We start from the raw sequence: 18,756 nt of genomic DNA, 5'->3' as shown, positions 1-18,756 counted from the left end.
AATCGATCCGTTCGCCAGCCGCACTCCATTCAGTTTTCCTTATTTAGGAGACACTTTAATATGAAAGACCTTTTCATCAGTTTTGGATCATCCATCTGCGTTCAGAATTTCGTTGAAGGCCCACTCTATTGCAAAGAGCTTCAGCCTGACGAAGTCGCGGGCATCATCGCAACCACAAGAGAAGAAGGAGGCAAGATCAAAGGCTACTACGATTTCAGCTCAGAACTGTCGGAAGAAGAAGACCGGCGTCTCCAGCAGCTACTTGTCGCTTTTGAAACGGCAACAGGAACCCGGCTCAGCAATGATTCCTTTTATTATGAATGCGATGAAGACGAAGACGACGAAGACTACGACCAGCTACCGATCATCAACTACGTTCCAACCGTGACCGAAACCTGCAGCATGCTGGTGGTGGAGTATTTCATCCAATGCACGATTCTAGAAGACGGACAGATATTGAAACCAAGCAACCCATATGCAGCAGATGGCATGTCCTTCTTCCTCTTCGAGAAACCACAAAAGCAAGCCTCAACGCAGAAGGCCTTCTTCTCTGACGAAATCACGGATGACATCAGTGAAGCCTTCGACAGCAAGATGGACAGGTTGCTTGACCGGTGAAGAAGGCGATGTCTGTAGTGAAAAACCGCAGTTTGTTCAACCCGTACCCGCGAAAGAGGAGCATTGCCCCGACTAAAGAAATTTAGATAACCATCTGTCACAAGATGATTGCCTGCGGCAAACCTTGGGCGTCAAGAGACTTGAGTTGCTCGAAAGATGGTTACAGAATTGGCTTATCTCGAATGAACTTCAAAGGCCTGCTTTGTAGAAAGGCTACCCAACCATGTCCACGCACTTCGATAGCAACAATCAGATCTTATCTGCACGAGCATTCGCCAACAGACTTGGAATCACTCAGACAGAATTGGCTCTGTTGACCGGTGTAGATCGACATTCATTTTATAGGCAATCCGGCTTACGAAAACTGAATGAAGCAGTTCGACCATTAATGCGCATTCTCACGATAGCAGCCGAAATGACGGGGTCTGATCAACGCGCGGTTCTTTGGTTTAAACATCAACCAATTCCTGGTTGGGCCGGAAAAACTGCGTTTGATTTGGTGTCGGAGCGTAAATCTGACAGAGTTCTTGCCTATTTGCTGTCGGTCCAATCAGGCGTCTATCCATAAGCGCATATGCAATGCTCAGATTGGCATAATCCTGACCAGTTCTCATTGAGGCCTATGGAAGAAGCGGCCCCTTGCGGTCACTCGACGGAAGTCTCAACCCATAGCTTTGCTTCCGCATTCCAGCCGTTCGAGCAAGCAGCAGCATTCCCGGCGGTCCAAGCTTGGGGCTCAGTGCAGCACATTAGCAGGAAGGTTGCAAAATGGCACAAGGCTTTGCGGCATGCGGGTGACCGGCGTGGCAGTCGGGATATACGCCCCTGCAATTGTTCCACCCATGACTTTCTAGCAATCGCTTCCAGCGCATAAATTGCTCTTCTTCGGGATCGCCAGAAGTCTGACAATGTTGTGATTGGCTCTGAAACGACCTTCTGATAGGAAAACGTCCAACACCTTGCACTTAGATAGCGCGCACCTCAAGCCTCCAATCCTCTAGATGTATTTCCGATAATCTGAACTAACTGATTGACCTTCATCAAGATATTTGAGCACCTCGCCGACCTTCCGAGCTGCTCGGATCGGAATAGGAAGTTTTTGATTCATCTGGGTTGAGTTCCAATTGATCTTTGTGAGCGAAAACACTTCATCTGCGATCTGAGTGACGGTACTTTCGCTTGATTCATGTGGGCATAGAAGAAGAGGATTGGGAACGTACTGACCTGGATAGGTCCCGTAATAAGGAATGCTCCCATTGGTATAGAGCAAACCCTTTCCATCAAGATCGATGAAAGTCCCGCGCAAAACCGGGTAATCGCCGTCGCGAAGAATTTTCGCTGAATAATGCTCTTGAACCCAAACAAGGTCTCGAAGATCCGCGCCGCATTCATCCAAGGCTTCCAAAAACCCATTTGCTTCTTCGTCGCGAAAGCGCGACGTCTTCATGATAATGACTCTAGCAGGATAATGCTTATGGTGTGCCCGATAAGCGCTCAGAACGTTCTTGGCGAGTTCATATGCGTCTTTTCGCAACATATATGGGTGCCTTCCTCGAGATTCTGTTTGGGCACGTCCTCCTTTCAATATGAAACCTCTACCGCGCTCATCGAACATTTGTGCCGCACTTGTCCAAAGTTGCTGACCGTCAATGTCTCGGTAAAAGCTGATGCCAATGTAGCAAGCTTTATACTCACCCTCTTGCGGCTGCCTCCGCCAAGGAACGCGACCACTGCCTTTGTAATAAAGGGTTGTTAGCAAGTTCCAGCTGCACCCTGCTGCATTCTGAATCTTACGATCAGAGGAATCCTTTAGCTTCCTGGGTATCTTTGCGGTATCGTCAAGCACATCTTCCCAAACAATCTGGATAGGGAAATTTAAAGGCATGGCTTTGGCCTTAAGCAAACCACGAAAGTTCGGCGCATCTGATCCTCCGCTGTCTTCCCTCTCATTAGAGGATTTTGCTTCGACTTTTGCACCCCAAACCCGTTCTATTAAACCTACAGGAAGAGCGACTATGGCAACATCCGGTCGATTTCCACCATCTTCCAAGACTTGCAGTCTTTCGCAAATCATCTCTACGGCCATCTCGACCGCAGTTTTGTGGTTTGGCTCTTTGATTACTTTCTCAATCTGTGACTTAGAAAGTGCCTCTACTGAAAGGTCGCCGATTTCAAAACCGCATCTGAAGGGATTTCGATTCTTCAGTCCGGGAAAATCAGGATGAAGATTTGGGTGTTTTTCTGTTTCGCCTTCAAAGCCTTCCGATGCTGCCTCTAAAAAGGCCTTGGCGTCTTCAATAGTCTTTGAACTACCTACAACCCCAATTTTGATAACCTCTCCAACATATGTTTGATGTGGGCCGGCATCACTCAGGCCCAACCTAGGGTCAGAGTGGCTGTGTCTATCTCCAAACTCAAGCAATGGCTCATCAAAAATTTTGCCTATAAATTTAGTCAAGCTAGAGACCCTCCAACAAATCGTCTTGTGTCTCTGGAACCTTCTTTGGCTTTGCCGATACCCAAGCCTGCTCGGGGACTGTTGTTGGCAAGCTGACTGACGGAGGAGAGCCGAAATCCAAGTACTTTTCACCTGAGTGATGCGACCCAAAAAGATCATCTTTGGGCACCTCACTACCAGATAAGAGGCGATGCCACATGATCACTTGACCGCGGAGGGATGCGTTATTATCTAGGCGCTTTTTCCCCGCCAACAGTGCGGCTGGATAGGAATGTGGGATAAATCCATTGGTTGTAAAATGATATGTTGGACTAATAATCAGGAACCACTGATCGAGCAACAACTCGAACCGAGCAGAAAAGGCGTGGTGACGAACGAAGGAGACCCTGTGGTCCTCCTTCCTATCCTTGACCACATTCACAACATCTGCCTCAGCACGATTCACTGAAGACCTATATCTGAACGCTCTGTTTTGATTTTCGGCTTCCGCTAGAAAATAGAAAATTTTGCGCTCCTTATTCCACCCCAAATCTTGTTTAAATTGGTGACGTAGGACCTGCTTTAGCAAAAAAGAGAAATTGTGCTGCTCATCGATTTCGTCGTGATATGCGATCGTGGACGTTTCGATTGCTTCGACCTGATCAAAGTCCACGATCTGTGCTGTGCATTCTTTTCGCGGATCATGAAACGACCAAAAGGTGCGGCCTTTAATAGCCCAGTCAAACCGAGGCGGTTCATCTTTATCCAACAAGATCGCCATGGCTTGTTTTGGTGAGTATGGCGTGGATGCAACAAAGATCTCGTTAGGTAGCTTGATTGGAAGCATGTTCACCAGAGCATCTTCCCCTCCACCTAAAGGAGGAACATAGTAGCCATGTCCAGCCTTGGATACTGTCAGTTGGGCTATACTATCAGCGGCCTGATGATTCAGAAGATCTGCATTTTTGTCGAAGACCAGTTTTCTCTCTTCTACACTGAATGCGTCCGGAATCTCCTTCCAATAGAAGCTATCATCAGACCGACGATACAAAACTAAGATGACAGGTAGATTAGAAGTGCGCCAATAGTGAAGGTCTTCAGCTTGAAGCAAATATGTGAAACCTTCATCTGTCTCATTTGAATACTTTGCTTTGTCCGTAGCTTTGACCTGAACAGCGATCATTTTTGCAAGAGGTGTTCCATCGTTCATGATCTCAGCAATGCCATCAATACCTGCTTCAAGGCGCGATCGCCCATCAAACTGAAACCCAATATTCAAGAAACGGGTTTTGGCGGCAGATTCCCCGATTTCTCCAATGAGCTGACTATCTGTGATCCTTTTTGACATATCTTATCAATAGAACAATTAGGAAACAAATGCTACAACAATTGCAACTTTGTCGGGCAGTTTCGCTTAACTCAACAATCTAACCATAGGGGATTTCTCCTTAGAACCGTTGCTCAGACATGACCTTGCACGATTGTTGAAACTATAACCATCGGCGTCCTGATATGATCCGGCAGAGAGTTGCGATGTTTAGGTCCTCGAAGCTTCGGCAATATCGCGCTCTATCTAGTATCCAGAATCAGTCCGAAAAGATGTCTCATGCTGGACGTAAACACTCGATCTCTCGAATGTCCGCTTTGACCAGCAGCATCTGATATCTCGCTTTTGCGAGATTGAAAGCTCACCGCCAAGAACAGACCTGCGTGGAGCAGGTACAAAATCGCTCGTTGCAATTCGCGCACATCGACCAGCGCCGAACTACTTGGTTTGAATGCATCCATTGCAGATTTAAGCGTTCAGTCAGCTCCACTCAACATGAAAGAATTAAAGAAAACCGTGGAAAGAGCCATAGACCTTTGCATAGGTTTGTGTAGCAAAATGTGTAGCAAATTTGGGGGATTTCGCGGGAGATCTCGCATCAAGCGATTGAATTTACTATATAAATTTCAATTTATCGCTCGGAAAATGGCGGAGAGAGAGGGATTCGAACCCTCGGTACAGTTGCCCGCACAACGGTTTTCGAGACCGCCCCGTTCGACCACTCCGGCACCTCTCCACGTCTTGTTTTGAGCTTTAAACGGTCGCATTTTGCTCAAAAAAGGTGGACGGACCATACACAGCAAGTCCGGCAAGCTCAAGATGTGAGACAAAGAATCCCCATTTAAAGCGGCCCACACAATATGAGCCACCCTCTCCTTTAAAAAGACGGTTTGTCTTCGGGGCAAGGATCGCGCATCCCCAATGCCGACTTTCGCTCCCATGGCGGAGCGCCGTCAGAAGCGCAGGTTACAGGAAGTCAACCCCGACCATGACCATGAGAACAAGCTGCGCAAGAAAACCGACTATATAGAAAACACTCCGCAAACTCGGATTCTTGTGTGTCGCAACGAGATAGTAGGTCACCATGTGAGCAAGACGCGCCAGGACAAAGATCCAGCAAAGAACCCCCAATTTGTCTGGGCTGAAACCGGACAGAATCGCCAGAAAAACCAGCCCCATCATGAAGGGGACATTTTCAATGGAATTCATCAGCGTTCGATGGCTTCGAAAAACGAACGAACCGGGCCCCAACGTCGGATCGACAACACCGGGCACATAAGACGCCTGCGCCCGATGAGCGACAGACGCCACAAGCCCCTGCACAGCAACCATGACCAACAGGGCGTAAATTGCGTAAAGGGAAAAGGAATAGGCACTAAAATCCATCTCGAAAAGTCTCCATGTCTTTTGTCCAGCACAGGCGCAGTGGCTACGCCTGCAAATGACATGTATGAAGACATCCTCGGGCATGCAAGCCAAACGGATACACACAAAAACGCTCCGCAACGAAAATGATCCACGCTTTCAAGACCTTTTGAGCCAGTTTGTGACCGACCCAAAGAGAACAAAGAGAATTTGCAACAAATCCAAGCTTTTCCTTGACTCTCATCTCGTTCCGACTATATTGCCCGAGAATACTGGCGTGGGTTGATTTCCCGCGCCTTGCCTGTTTTTCTGACGGATTTTATCCATTTGATAAATCAACGAAAACTGGCTTCCTGAAACCTGACTGAAAAAAGACCGGCCTGAAAGGACTCCCTTTGCAGAGCTTGGACTGAACGGAGAAAAAAATGTTCGCAGTCATCAAGACCGGTGGTAAGCAGTATTCTGTTTCCCCCGATGATATCATCCAGGTCGAACGCCTCGAAGGCGAAGCCGGCGATGCAATTGTTTTTGAAAATGTGATGCTGGTCGGCGGCGAAGGCGACGCAGCTGTAGGTGCTCCATTCGTGGATGGCGCTTCTGTTGCCGCTGAAATCGTTGATCAGGGCCGTGGCCGCAAGATCATCATTTTCAAAAAGCGCCGTCGTCAGAATTCTCGCCGTCGCAATGGTCATCGTCAGTATTTCACGTCTGTCAAGATCACCGAGATCCTGACCGGCGGCAAGGCTCCGGCAAAAGCCGCTAAAAAGGCCAAGCCAGCCAAAGCCGAAGCCGCACCTGCTGAAGCCGCTCCCGCCAAGGAAGCAAAAGCTCCGGCAAAGAAAGCGGAAAAAGCTGCTGATGCTGCAACCACCGCGCTTTTCACCGCTCCTGAGGGTGAAAAAGACGACCTGAAAAAAATCTCTGGTGTTGGACCAGTGCTTGAAGGTAAACTGAACGCCCTGGGCATCACCACTTTCGCCCAGATCGCAGCCTTCTCCGCTGACGACATCACTAAAGTAGACGATGCGCTGAATTTCAAGGGCCGCATCGAACGTGACAACTGGCTCGAGCAGGCTTCTGCTTTCGCCGCTGAGAAATAGAGTTAAGGACGAGGAGACACCAAAATGGCACATAAAAAGGCAGGTGGTTCATCCCGTAACGGTCGCGATACAGCGGGCCGTCGTCTGGGCGTGAAAAAATTCGGCGGTGAATCTGTCATCGCAGGCAACATTATTATTCGTCAGCGCGGCACCAAGTGGCATCCGGGCAACAATGTTGGCATGGGCAAGGACCATACCATTTTTGCCGTCGCGGATGGCAACGTGGAATTCTGCACCAAGTCAAACGGCCGAACTTACGTGTCCGTCAACCCGCTAGCAGAGGCGGCCGAATAACACTGGCATGAAAATAACACGATTTGCCGGTGTCCCTGACCCCGGCAAGTCGAAGCGACCTCCCTCCCGATGAGAGGCAAAAGGTCCAAAAGATTTGAAGGGGAGATGGGACACCATCTCCCCTTAACTTTTGACCAAACGCCAATCTCAAGCCCAACAGGAGGGACAGATGTTAGAAATAGATGAAAGCTTGCAGCAGACCGAACCCGACAGTAGAGAGGGTTCGGAAAGCAAACCATTCTTGCTGCGTCGCCCGACCCACCGTGATCTTCCAGTTCTGGTATCGCTTGCCACCACGCCCGTTCTTGCAAAGAATCTTTGCAGCAACTGGCTGCCAACCTCTCCGGCAAGCGCCAAAGCGTGGTATGAGCAAAGCATCGAAGCCTCAAACCCGTCCGACTTTCCCTTCATCATTACCGATATGAGCGGAAAGATGGTTGGTGCGATTTGCCTCATGCTTGAGTCCCGTGCTCGTGAAGTGGAAGTCAGCGTGATGATCAAACAGGACCACTGGCACCATGGCTATGCCACCCGCGCGATTCAGGCGGTGGCCGACTTTGCCTTTTCGAACCCGACCATGAACCGACCCACTCTTGACGCACTCGTCGCCCGCTGCCGGGTTTCCTGCGGAGCCTCGCGCCGCGTCGTCGAGAAGTGCGGATTTCAATATAGCGGCACCGGAATGGCTCATTCCCAACATTATAACGGGATGATTCCGATTGATCGCTACAGCCTCGACAGAGGTGTCTGGAAAGCAATTCGCAGTTGGTCCGGAATGGGGCAAAGTGACTTCTGGCCACATCCTCCCGCCCGCACGCCCCGCAACTTCGACTTGAGAGGAGCGGCCTGATGAGAATGCCCAGTCTGAAAAGTGACCGCCTCGTGTTGCGTCCCCTGCTGCCCAAGGATGTCCCTGCAATTGAGGATCATCTCTCCAACTATGATGTAAGCTGCTATTTGGGCCGCGTGCCCCATCCCTATGCCAAGGGAAATGCCATAGAATGGATTGAGGCCCAGTCCCGGGGAACCGTCGGGATCAACATGGCCATCACCCAGAATGACACCCTGATTGGCACTGTCGGGCTCAAAGCGTCGACTGAGAAGGATATCGGCGTCTTTGCCCCAACAATTGGCTATTGGCTTGGTGCCCCTTTTTGGGGTAAAGGCATAATGAAAGAAGCTGTGCGATGCCTTCTGGAGTGGTACCTTCCGAAGGAACCGACCGAACGCATCTGCGCAAGCGTGATGGAAAAGAACGCGCGATCACTCAATGTCCTGACCAAACTGGGCTTTGCCGAGACTGGAAAAGGCGCAATTTACAGCAAGATCCTGGATCGAGACGTTCCGGCGATCTTCCTGGAGCTGACGGCACAACGCTATTATGAGACCATACGATGAAATTTCTTGACCAGGCGAAGGTCTATGTCCGCTCCGGCGATGGCGGAGCGGGCTGTATTTCCTTTCGCCGCGAAAAATATGTTGCCCTTGGTGGCCCCGATGGTGGTGATGGCGGCAAGGGCGGCGACGTGATCGTGGAATGCGTCAACGGTCTCAACACCTTGATCGACTATCGCTTCAAACAGCATTTCAAGGCCGAAACCGGCATGCATGGCATGGGGCGAAACCGCAACGGCCGCAAGGGCAAGGATGTCATCCTGCGTGTCCCGGTGGGGACACAAATTCTGGACGAGGACAATGATACCATCCTCGCCGATCTGACAGAAGAAGGGCAGACCTGTCTGCTCGCCAAGGGTGGCAATGGCGGTTTTGGAAATACCCATTTCAAGTCGGCCACCAATCAGGCACCGCGCCATGCCAACCCCGGCCTCGAAGGCGAGGAGCGTTATGTCTGGCTTCGCCTTAAGCTGATCGCTGATGCGGGTCTTGTTGGCCTGCCCAATGCCGGCAAGTCGACCTTTTTGTCATCGGTTTCCTCAGCTAAGCCGAAAATTGCGGACTATCCCTTCACGACCTTGCACCCCAATCTTGGTGTAGTAGGAATTGACAGCCGTGAATTCGTCATGGCTGACATCCCCGGTCTGATCGAAGGGGCCCATGAAGGCCTTGGCATCGGTGACCGGTTCCTGGGCCATGTCGAACGCTGCCGCGTTTTGCTTCATCTGGTCGATGCCACACAGGATGATTTTCTCGACGCCTATCGCATCATCCGCGGTGAGCTGGAAGCTTACGATCAGGGATTGGGTGAAAAGGACGAAATTGTCGCTCTGACCAAGGTCGATTCCTTGACCGAGGACGATATTGCTGAAAAAATGGCAGCGTTCGAAGCCGCTTACGGTTTCCGACCCCACGCCATCTCTGCTGTCGCAAAAACCAATATGGACACGATCCTGCGTGCCCTTATGGACAAGATCATTCTTGAAAACCGGCAAGAGCAAATAGCCGCACAGGAACCACAAGCCTGGCGTCCATAAAGGGCCTGCAAATTCTTGCAGTCCGCTTTGCTTGAACCCGCCTTGTGCCGACGGCCCCTAGAATTGGATCATGATGTGAGACTTGAGGATCAAAAACGAATTGTCGTCAAGATCGGTTCGGCGACCTTGGTGGACCAAGCAACCGGACGCCTGCGTGCGGCCTGGTTGCAAACCCTGATCGACGACATCGCCATGCTCAAGGAACAAGGCAAGGAAGTCATCATTGTTTCTTCTGGCGCCATTGCATTGGGGAGGCGCAAAACAGAGCTTCCCCCAGGCAAACTCCGCCTTGAAGAAAGCCAGGCAGCCGCGGCAATTGGACAGATCGCTCTGGGTGAAGCCTATTCTGATGCCCTGCACAAGGTAGACCTTACCGCCGGGCAGGTTCTCCTGACCCTGAGCGACACCGAGGAGCGTCGCCGCTATCTCAATGCCCGGGCGACCCTTACCACTTTGCTGAAGTTGGGCGCGGTTCCGATCATCAACGAAAATGACACCGTGGCGACCTCCGAAATCAAGTTTGGCGACAATGATCGCCTTGCCGCCCGTGTCGCCACCATGATCAGCGCCGACTGTCTCATTCTGCTCTCCGATATCGATGGTCTTTACACCGCCCCTCCCCTTGATAATCCCGACGCCAAACATATTCCCGTCATCGAGCAGATCACGCATGATATCGAGGCCATGGCAGGGAGCGCCGGATCGAGCCTCGCCAAAGGCGGCATGACGACCAAGATCGCAGCTGCAAAAATCGCCGTCAATGCTGGCACCGCGATGATCATCGCCGATGGCAGCGACTATAATCCGCTCAATGCAATCATGAAGGGTGCGAAGCACAGCTGGTTTGTGCCCAATTCCACCCCGATCAAACAGCGCAAACGCTGGATCAATGGCCATCTGGAACCACATGGCACCCTGATGCTCGACAAGGGGGCCGTCAATGCGCTTCTGTCTGGCAAAAGCCTGCTTCCGGCAGGCGTCAAGAAACTTGGTGGCGATTTTGCCAAGGGGGACGCGGTTATCATTACCGACCTTGACGGCGAGGAAATCGCACGCGGCCTCATTGGCTATGACAGATCGGAAGCAGATCAGATCATGGGATGCAAATCCACCCTGATACCGGACATACTTGGGTATGATGGCCGCCCCGAGCTGGTGCATCGTGACGACATGGTGCTAAGCGGCAGCGACCATGTCGACCACTAGGCAAGTGGACAGGTCAAACATTGCTTGACCCGGCAAAAACATTGAACCTATATGCGCAATAGACGGCTTTTCTTGAGAAAAAGGGCATGCCATGACTGACAAACGAGACAATGTGACAGACATCATGAAGGCGTTGGGCGAAAAGGCACGCCTTGCCTCGCGTCTGTTGGCCACAGCCCAGACCGTGCAAAAGAATTTGGCCCTGAAGGAAGCGGCGAAATCGCTGCGCTCTCAAAGCCCGTCCATTCTCGAGGCCAACACCAGGGATATAGCCAAGGGTGAGGCGGATGGCATGAGCAAGGCATTTCTTGATCGCTTGACGTTGAATGAAGCCCGCATCGAAGCCATTGCCGCCGGTCTTGAAGCCATCGCCGCTCTGCCCGATCCGGTTGGCAAGATCATGTCACGCTGGGAACGCCCCAACGGCCTGCAAATCGAACGGGTCCGCACACCTCTTGGAGTGATCGGGGTAATCTATGAAAGCCGCCCCAACGTCACTGCGGATGCCGGCGCCTTGTGCCTGAAAGCCGGCAATGCCGTGATCCTGCGCGGCGGTTCGGACAGCTATCACTCATCTCGCGCCATACACGCCTGCCTGACCGTGGGCCTTGAGGCAGCAGGCCTGCCTGTTGACGCCATCCAGATTGTCCCAACCACGGACCGCGCTGCTGTTGGCGAGCTTTTGACGGGCCTTTCCGGCAATGTTGACGTCCTTGTTCCGCGTGGTGGCAAAAGTCTTGTCGCCCGTGTCCAGTCGGAAGCCCGTGTTCCTGTCTTTTCCCATCTTGAAGGCATCTGCCACGTCTATATCGACAAGAGCGCGGATCCTGCAAAAGCCGAGGCGATTTCTGTAAATGCCAAGATGCGCCGCACGGGCATTTGTGGCGCAGCGGAGACCTTGCTGATCGATAGGTCTGTTGCCGAAACGCTCGGCAAGCAGGTTCTTGAGGCCCTCAGCAAGAGCGGTTGCACCATTCGCGGAACCGACGATATTCAGGCTCTGATCGCATCGGCAGAAAAGGCGACCGAAGAAGATTGGTCGACCGAATATCTCGACACGATCATTTCGGCAAAACTGGTTGACGGTGTCGGGGATGCCATCGCCCACATTGCCAAATATGGGTCAAATCATACCGAAAGCATCATCGCCGAGGATATCGAAGCTGCCGAAACATTTCTCAACAAGGTGGACAGCGCCATTGTTATGCACAATGCCTCAACGCAATTTGCCGACGGTGGCGAATTTGGTATGGGGGCCGAAATCGGCATCGCGACCGGGCGCATGCATGCACGTGGACCGGTCGGGCTGGAACAATTGACGAGCTTCAAATACCGCGTCCATGGAACCGGCCAGATCCGTCCCTGACCTTAAGATCCCGTCCACCATCTTTTGATAGGGTCCAAACTGTCTCTTTGTTTTTCTCGAACCAGTCTCTTCGGTTGGCGCAATGACACGATCCGGAATTCATGATTATGCTTTGCCCCCTGCCTATTCCGGCATGCGGATCGGTCTTTATGGCGGCAGCTTCAATCCTGCACATGCAGGCCACCGCCATGTTGCGGTTACGGCTCTGAGACGATTACAGCTGGATCGCATCTGGTGTCTTGTCACGCCTGGTAACCCGTTGAAAGATATCACGGAACTGCCAAGTCTGGAAACAAGACTGAAAAGAACCGCCGATGTCATGGACCACCCACGGATCGATGTAACCGGCGTTGAGACAACAGCCAACACCCGTTTTACCGCTGAAAGCCTCGACTGGATAGCGGCAAAAACCATGGGTGTCCATCTGGTCTGGATCATGGGCGCTGACAATCTTAAGCAATTTCACAAATGGCAACGCTGGGAAGACATTTTGCAGAAAGTTCCCGTTGCCATTATCGACCGTCCCGGCTATAGTCTGGCACCGCTGTCCGCGATTGCTGCCCGGAGTTACAACTGGGCGCGTTTGCCATCCCATGAGGAAGGAAAACTCGCGACGGCGCCATGCCCTGCCTGGTCCTTTTTGTATGGCCCGAGGTCAGAGCTGTCTTCCACCGCTTTGAGACAAAGCGCAAAGGCCAATCACCCAATTTGAGTGATAGCCTTGAAAATGTCACATAGCATGACTTATTCTGTAAGGGCGGAGACCTGATTTGCTTATCAGTCTTTCGCCTGTCCATTTCCGTTCATCGTCTCTTGATGGACTGATGAGCGGGAGAGAAGCTGTCTGCAGTTTGATAAAGAGGTGCATTCCTGTCCACCGCAGCACAAATGGAGATCATGCCCGAAGGCCTTTCTCCCCTACGCCTTGTTTCGGATCGCAAGGATCCTGAACTGGCTCTCGACGCCATCCTGAAAAGCCTGGATGAATCCAAAGCCGAGGACATCCTGTCAATCGACTTGCGCGGCAAATCCGCTCTTGCCGATTTCATGGTCATCACGTCCGGTCGCTCTCACAGACATGTCGGCGCCGTCTCTGATCGTCTTCTCAAGGACCTCAAGGACAATGGCTTTGGCAATGCCAATGTGGAAGGTCTGCCCAATTGCGATTGGGTTCTGATCGACACCGGCGACATTATCGTACACATCTTCCGCCCTGAAGTCCGCGAATTCTACAATATCGAGAAAATGTGGGCAGCCGACGCTGAAGGCGAAGACTAAGCCTGTCGGCCCGGTTTCGACCGCCTTGGCAAGCTAGAATGACCAGGCAGATAGAGACCGGCTGGAAAGAGAAAGATGAAGCTGATTGTTGGTGCTATCGGGCGGCAAAAGTCTGGCCCGGAGACTGAGCTTGTCGCTCGTTATCAGGATCGCGCTCAAAAGGCGGGGCGCAGTCTTGGTCTGTCTGGCCCGGACATTGTGGAATTTTCCGAAAGCCGGGCGCGTAGCGTCAACGAGCGAAAAAATCAGGAAGCCGAACAATTGCTCAAAGCCTTGCCCGCAGGCAGTTTCATCATCGCCCTTGATGAACATGGCAAGAGCATTTCAAGTGAAGCCTTTGCTCAAATAATGGATCGGCAGCGCAATCAGGGCTGCCCTGCCATGGCGCTTTGTCTCGGAGGCCCCGATGGTCACGGACAGGAATTGCTGGCACGCGCCGACATGAAACTGGCACTTGGCGCAATGACTTGGCCGCACCAGATCGCCCGAATCCTTGTCTCTGAACAGATTTACCGAGCCATAACAATTCTCAGCGGCCACCCCTATCACCGTTCCTGACTGGAAAAGCGTGGTCCTTGCCCAAAAAGTCAAACATTCCGCCACAGAAGTGGCACAAGGTGATTCCACCGGAGATTGGCTTGCACTACATTGCTTGCAAATCGACGCCACAGGTGATTCGCGTGCATTTGAAGACCCATGAAAACAAGCCGACCAGCAAAGGACGGTGCAGGCCAAGGTGCGGGCTTGCCACCTTCGCTCTCGGTCTTGGTCTGTGTCTGCCGCCGCAGATCGGTTGGGCTCAAGCAAGCATTCCGCAACAGGGTAGCGACCCAACCCAGAAGACAAACACAGCGTCCAGCTCAGAGCTTGCCACTGCAACTGACGCCAACGAGGAAACCGGCACAGCCCCCCTCGACGCCGACGACCAGTCAGAAGCCGAACAGCAAGCCCAAAGAGCGCTTGAAGCGCGCCTGAAAGCCCGCAAGGAACAGCAAGAAGCGCTTGCCCGCATCGAGGAAAATATTGCTCTCTCGCAAAGCCACCGGAAGGAACTGGTCAGGGAAATCGAGCAATTGCAATCGGATCGGGAGACGATACAAAGCAATTTGATCGCCACCGCCGAACGCCTCAAAAATCTGGAAACGTCCATTTCCAGTCGAGAAAAGAAACTGCGTGACCTTTTTGCCGACCAGACCGAACTGAAAGTGTCTCTGGCCGAGCAACGCGATGCCCTTTCTGAAATTCTCGCAGCCTTGCAGCGGATTGGTCGAAATCCCCCGCCAGCCCTTGTCATTCGCCCCAATGAGGCCCTCAACGCCGTCCGCTCGGCCATCCTGCTTTCTACGCTGGTGCCAGAAATCCGGGTTGAGGCCAAGGCATTGGCCGATCAGCTGGCCAAGCTGATCGATCTGCAAAGAGAGATTGAGGAAGAAAAGAACGCCCTGCAATCCAACCTTGCCAAGCAACAGGAAGAGCGCCAAAGGCTGGATCTCCTGATTGCCAAAAAGAAGGAGCAGGAGAGCAAAACACGCCATGCAGCCAAACAGGAAGAACAGAAAACCATCGATCTGGCAGCAAGAGCAAAGTCCGTGACACAGCTGATTGAGGGCATGGAAAAAGAGATCGAAGCTGCACGTCTTGCCGTAGAAGAAGCCAAGGAAGCGGAGAAAAGGGCTCTCCAGCAGGAATTGGAAACCAAAAAACAGAAAATTGCTGCGCTAAAAGATGCTGCCCGCCTTTCTCCTGCCATACCTTTCATTAATATGAAGAGCCTCTTGCATCTTCCCGCAAGCGGAGAAATCGTCAAGAATTACGGCAGCACTGACGGATTTGGAGGCCAAACCAAGGGTCTGTCGATAGCAACTCTGTCGGATGCCCAGGTGACAAGCCCGGCCGATGGCTGGGTTGTTTACGCAGGACCGTTCAGATCCTTCGGTAAGCTCTTGATTATCAATGCCGGGGATGGCTACCATATCGTCTTGTCAGGGTTGGACGAGATTTTCACCGAGGTTGGAAATTTCGTATTAACGAATGAACCTGTAGGACGGATGCAGAAGACAAAACTGGCTGCAAGCGATCTATTGGATGCCAATACGGCGCGGCCGGTGCTATACATGGAATTGAGACAAGATGGTGTTGCGATCGATCCTTCACCATGGTGGACAGCAGATTTGGAAGAAAAGGCAGACGGATGATCCGTAAACTCTCACTATTGCTTATCGGCGCTCTCATGGGAGCAAGTCTGGTCGTGACATTGTCAGTCGCCCCTTGGCAATCGACGGGCACGGCAAACGCGGCCAGCTCGGACACTTACCGCCATTTGAATCTGTTTGGCGATGTGTTCGAGCGTGTGCGTCGAGAATATGTTGAAGTCCCCGATGATGAAAAGCTCATCTCATCGGCACTCAATGGCATGCTCACCTCGCTCGACCCGCATTCCAGCTACATGTCCCCCGAAAGCTTCGAGGACATGACGGTCGAAACGCAAGGCGAATTTGGTGGCCTTGGCATTCAGGTGACCATGGAAAATGGCGTGGTGAAAGTGATTTCACCAATGGACGACACCCCCGCCCATGAAGCAGGGATCCTCGCCGACGACTATATCACGCGCCTTGATGGCCAGGCGGTACGCGGTCTTACCCTCAATGAAGCGGTAGACAAGATGCGCGGCAAGGTGGGAACGAAAATCAAGCTCACCATTGTTCGCAAGAATGTCGAAAAGCCGATTGAGGTCGAAATCACCCGCCAGATCATCAAGCTCAAATCCGTCAAGTTCAAAGCCTATGATGATCTGGGCTACATTCGCATCACGCAATTCAATGGCCAGGCCTTTGCCGGTCTTGCCGAAGCGATTGAAGCTCTGGAAAAGGAAATCGGTGAGAAAAAGCTCAAAGGCTATATTCTGGATTTGCGGTCTAACCCCGGTGGTCAGCTTGACCAGTCGATTGCCGTTGCCGATACCTTCCTTGATCAAGGCGAAATCGTCTCGACACGCGGTCGCAACAAGGAAGAAGTCAAGCGCTATTACTCTCGCGCAGGCGATATGACCAAAGGTCTGCCAATGGTTGTTCTGATCAATGGCGGCTCGGCATCCGCATCCGAGATTGTGGCAGGAGCCTTGTCCGACCATCACCGCGCAACGCTGGTTGGTTCCAAATCCTTCGGCAAAGGCTCGGTTCAGACGATCATCCCGCTGAGCAATGATGGCGCGATCCGCCTGACGACAGCACGTTACTACACCCCTTCGGGAACCTCCATCCAGGCCAAAGGCATTCTGCCGGACATTTTTGTCAAACAGGAACTGCCCGATGATCTGAAGGACAAGTTCCCGCAGCAGACCACAACAGAGGCCAACTTGAAGGGGCATCTGGAAGCGGAAGGCATGGAACCGGAGGACACTCCAGTAACAACGGATGAAAATGAGGAAGTAAAGGACGTAAGAGAAACCTACTCACCTTCCTACGTTCCCACAGAACTGGAAAAAGACACCCAGCTTCAGTATGCTCTCAAACTGATGCATGGCGAAATCGAAAACAGTGCTTTTCCGCCCAAAGCGGAAAATTAGACAGTGACGAAAAAGGTGGGCGCTTTCGCTCACCTTTTTCCTCTTGAGGAGACGGATCGTGGCGGCGAATGATCTCAGCAAGCCTCTTGGCCAAGGCAAAAAGGCAGGATTGAGCTCAAGCAAACTTTTTATGCTGGGCGCCTTTTCGGCTTTGGCACTTGTATTGGTCGGACTGCCGGCAACCATCCTCTTTAGCGACAATCCGAACGGGGGCCACCCAACCGCAGAAGTCGATCTGGGCTCCACGATGCCCACCAACACGCGCGTCGGTGTCGCCAGCATAAGGCCGGGCATCAAGCCCGGAATTCCCGAAACATCCATGCCAACCCCGCTGGGCATGGAGACTGGCTCCTCCGATAGTATGGATTCAGGTGCCGATAACGCCGGCACGATTCGCGTGCTGGATCCCTCTGATCCCAGCCTGAACACATCCCCGGTAACCAGCGGAGATGCTCCATTCCAGACTTTCGCGCGACCGGTCAATACTGATGCAATTGCCGGGCTGCCGAAAATTGCTGTTATCATTGATGGTCTGGGCCTGTCCCAGACGACAACAGAAGAAGCGCTCACGCTGCTTCCGCCCGACATTTCTCTGGCCTTTGCGCCCTATGGCAACAGCCTTGCTCGCTGGGCGCAGCGAGCCAGAAGCCAGGGCCATGAGCTGCTGGTTCAGGTTCCCATGGAACCATTCGATTATCCGAATAATGATCCGGGACCGCACACCCTGCTTTCATCGGCAAATGCGGATGCCAACAAGGCAAATCTGCATTGGGTTCTGGGCCGTTTGGATCAGTATGTCGGTGTGATCAACTATATGGGCGCGCGTTTCTCCTCTGACGAGGTGGCTGGATCCGAGTTTATCCACGAGCTGCGCGTCAACGGCCTCATGTATGTTGAAAATGGGGATTCCGGTCGCAGCCGCCTTACCATGATTGCAAACAAGATGAATGTCCCGAACCTGCGATCAGATCTGGTCATCGATTTCCGCGGGCGACCCTCCGACATTGAAACCCGTCTTGTACAGCTTGAATCGATTGCTCAGGAAAAGGGCGCAGCTCTTGGCGTCGCCTCAGCTTTTCCCGCCTCTATCAAAACCATTTCCGACTGGACCCAGTCCTTGCGCAAACGCGGCTTTGCTCTTGTTCCGGTGACAACACTTCTAAATCAATAGGCGCAATCACATGCCCAAGAACAAAGACCTTCCCTATCGCGACTGCGTTGGCATTTGCGTCTTCAACAAGAACAATCAGGTTTGGATCGGCAAGCGGGTTTCGGCCGCAGAGCTGGAAAACAGTCCCTATTGCTGGCAAATGCCGCAGGGCGGTATCGACAAAGGCGAAGAGCCTCTTGAAGCGGCCATTCGCGAGCTTTACGAAGAAACCTCCATCAAGCATGTCAGCCTGCTGCAAGAAGCCTCTGACTGGCTCTATTATGATTTCCCTGACGACATCGTCAAGGCGGGCAAGGTTGGCAAATACAAGGGGCAACGTCAGCGCTGGTTTGCCTTCCGCTTTGAGGGCGATGAAGAGGAAATCGAGGTCATCAGTCCCGCCAAAGGCAAACATCCTCAGGAATTCGAGGATTGGCGCTGGGGCGACCTCACAACGACACCGGACCTCATCGTGCCGTTCAAGAGAGATGTCTATGAAAAGGTTGTCGCTGCGTTTCTGAATTTGGTCGAATGACGACCGAGCCCACCCTTTGCTCAAGCCTGCAAGTCTGACTGAAAAGCAAAAAAGGCTGCTCTCCCATGAAGAGAGGCAGCCTT

General features: G+C 52.3%; 19 protein-coding genes and 1 tRNA gene. 16 read left to right on the top strand and 4 right to left on the bottom strand.

What is annotated here, in order from left to right:
- The first annotated feature begins 60 nt into the window (after positions 1-60).
- Both ACHZB8_RS16700 and ACHZB8_RS16695 read left to right on the top strand, forming a co-directional pair.
- Positions 61-618, top strand: coding sequence for a hypothetical protein (locus ACHZB8_RS16700; protein WP_316861983.1), 558 nt, complete (start codon positions 61-63; stop codon positions 616-618).
- A 223-nt stretch (positions 619-841) separates the two neighbouring features.
- Positions 842-1,186: an antitoxin Xre/MbcA/ParS toxin-binding domain-containing protein gene (locus tag ACHZB8_RS16695; protein ID WP_316861982.1), complete on the top strand. Its 345-nt coding sequence runs from the start codon at positions 842-844 to the stop codon at positions 1,184-1,186.
- Between the two features lie 429 nt (positions 1,187-1,615).
- Here ACHZB8_RS16695 and ACHZB8_RS16690 read toward each other — a convergent pair whose 3' ends face one another.
- The 4 genes from ACHZB8_RS16690 to ACHZB8_RS16675 form a co-directional block, all read right to left on the bottom strand.
- Complete coding sequence (locus ACHZB8_RS16690) at positions 1,616-3,076, bottom strand: hypothetical protein (RefSeq protein ID WP_316861980.1); 1,461 nt, start codon at positions 3,074-3,076, stop codon at positions 1,616-1,618.
- A 1-nt stretch (position 3,077) separates the two neighbouring features.
- Positions 3,078-4,403: a DUF4365 domain-containing protein gene (locus ACHZB8_RS16685; protein ID WP_316861979.1), complete on the bottom strand. Its 1,326-nt coding sequence runs from the start codon at positions 4,401-4,403 to the stop codon at positions 3,078-3,080.
- Positions 4,404-5,028: 625 nt separating this feature from the next.
- Positions 5,029-5,118, bottom strand: a tRNA-Ser gene (locus ACHZB8_RS16680).
- Positions 5,119-5,348: 230 nt separating this feature from the next.
- Entirely contained in the window at positions 5,349-5,768 is a 420-nt protein-coding gene (locus ACHZB8_RS16675; RefSeq protein ID WP_316861977.1) for an MAPEG family protein, read from the bottom strand.
- 404 nt (positions 5,769-6,172) lie between these two features.
- Here ACHZB8_RS16675 and ACHZB8_RS16670 point away from each other — a divergent pair, with 404 nt between their 5' ends.
- From ACHZB8_RS16670 to ACHZB8_RS16605, 14 genes are all read left to right on the top strand, one after another.
- Positions 6,173-6,847 (top strand): 50S ribosomal protein L21, encoded by a 675-nt coding sequence (locus ACHZB8_RS16670; RefSeq protein ID WP_316861975.1) that lies wholly within the window; start codon positions 6,173-6,175, stop codon positions 6,845-6,847.
- Between the two features lie 24 nt (positions 6,848-6,871).
- Entirely contained in the window at positions 6,872-7,141 is a 270-nt protein-coding gene (gene rpmA, locus ACHZB8_RS16665; RefSeq protein ID WP_316861973.1) for a 50S ribosomal protein L27, read from the top strand.
- A 169-nt stretch (positions 7,142-7,310) separates the two neighbouring features.
- The gene (locus ACHZB8_RS16660) at positions 7,311-7,991 is read left to right on the top strand and encodes a GNAT family N-acetyltransferase (protein WP_316861971.1); all 681 of its coding nucleotides are present in this window, start codon (positions 7,311-7,313) and stop codon (positions 7,989-7,991) included.
- Positions 7,991-8,539 (top strand): GNAT family N-acetyltransferase, encoded by a 549-nt coding sequence (locus ACHZB8_RS16655; protein WP_316861970.1) that lies wholly within the window; start codon positions 7,991-7,993, stop codon positions 8,537-8,539. Before ACHZB8_RS16660 ends, ACHZB8_RS16655 begins: the two co-directional genes overlap by 1 nt.
- The gene (obgE, locus tag ACHZB8_RS16650; RefSeq protein WP_316861968.1) at positions 8,536-9,573 is read left to right on the top strand and encodes a GTPase ObgE; all 1,038 of its coding nucleotides are present in this window, start codon (positions 8,536-8,538) and stop codon (positions 9,571-9,573) included. The genes ACHZB8_RS16655 and obgE overlap by 4 nt, the downstream gene beginning before the upstream one ends.
- Before the next feature lie 75 nt (positions 9,574-9,648).
- Positions 9,649-10,779 carry a glutamate 5-kinase gene (gene proB / locus ACHZB8_RS16645; protein ID WP_316861966.1) on the top strand — a complete coding sequence of 377 codons (1,131 nt, stop codon included), beginning with the start codon at positions 9,649-9,651 and terminating at the stop codon, positions 10,777-10,779.
- Between the two features lie 91 nt (positions 10,780-10,870).
- Positions 10,871-12,145: a glutamate-5-semialdehyde dehydrogenase gene (locus ACHZB8_RS16640; RefSeq protein WP_316861964.1), complete on the top strand. Its 1,275-nt coding sequence runs from the start codon at positions 10,871-10,873 to the stop codon at positions 12,143-12,145.
- Between the two features lie 82 nt (positions 12,146-12,227).
- On the top strand, positions 12,228-12,857 hold the full coding sequence (locus ACHZB8_RS16635) for a nicotinate-nucleotide adenylyltransferase (RefSeq protein ID WP_316861963.1): 630 nt from the start codon (positions 12,228-12,230) through the stop codon (positions 12,855-12,857).
- A gap of 185 nt (positions 12,858-13,042) precedes the next feature.
- A complete protein-coding gene (rsfS, locus tag ACHZB8_RS16630) occupies positions 13,043-13,423 on the top strand; it encodes a ribosome silencing factor (protein WP_316862075.1) in 381 nt (126 codons plus the stop codon).
- Between the two features lie 75 nt (positions 13,424-13,498).
- A complete protein-coding gene (gene rlmH, locus ACHZB8_RS16625; protein WP_316861961.1) occupies positions 13,499-13,981 on the top strand; it encodes a 23S rRNA (pseudouridine(1915)-N(3))-methyltransferase RlmH in 483 nt (160 codons plus the stop codon).
- Positions 13,982-14,103: 122 nt separating this feature from the next.
- Complete coding sequence (locus ACHZB8_RS16620; RefSeq protein ID WP_316861959.1) at positions 14,104-15,618, top strand: peptidoglycan DD-metalloendopeptidase family protein; 1,515 nt, start codon at positions 14,104-14,106, stop codon at positions 15,616-15,618.
- Positions 15,615-16,988 (top strand): S41 family peptidase, encoded by a 1,374-nt coding sequence (locus tag ACHZB8_RS16615; protein ID WP_316861957.1) that lies wholly within the window; start codon positions 15,615-15,617, stop codon positions 16,986-16,988. The genes ACHZB8_RS16620 and ACHZB8_RS16615 overlap by 4 nt, the downstream gene beginning before the upstream one ends.
- Before the next feature lie 58 nt (positions 16,989-17,046).
- Entirely contained in the window at positions 17,047-18,159 is a 1,113-nt protein-coding gene (locus tag ACHZB8_RS16610) for a divergent polysaccharide deacetylase family protein (RefSeq protein ID WP_316861955.1), read from the top strand.
- A gap of 10 nt (positions 18,160-18,169) precedes the next feature.
- Positions 18,170-18,673, top strand: coding sequence for an RNA pyrophosphohydrolase (locus ACHZB8_RS16605; RefSeq protein ID WP_316861953.1), 504 nt, complete (start codon positions 18,170-18,172; stop codon positions 18,671-18,673).
- Positions 18,674-18,756 lie beyond the last annotated feature (83 nt).

It is taken from the genome of uncultured Cohaesibacter sp. (assembly GCF_963556055.3).
GTDB lineage: Bacteria > Pseudomonadota > Alphaproteobacteria > Rhizobiales > Cohaesibacteraceae > Cohaesibacter.
This window is presented reverse-complemented; position numbering and strand designations above follow the sequence as displayed.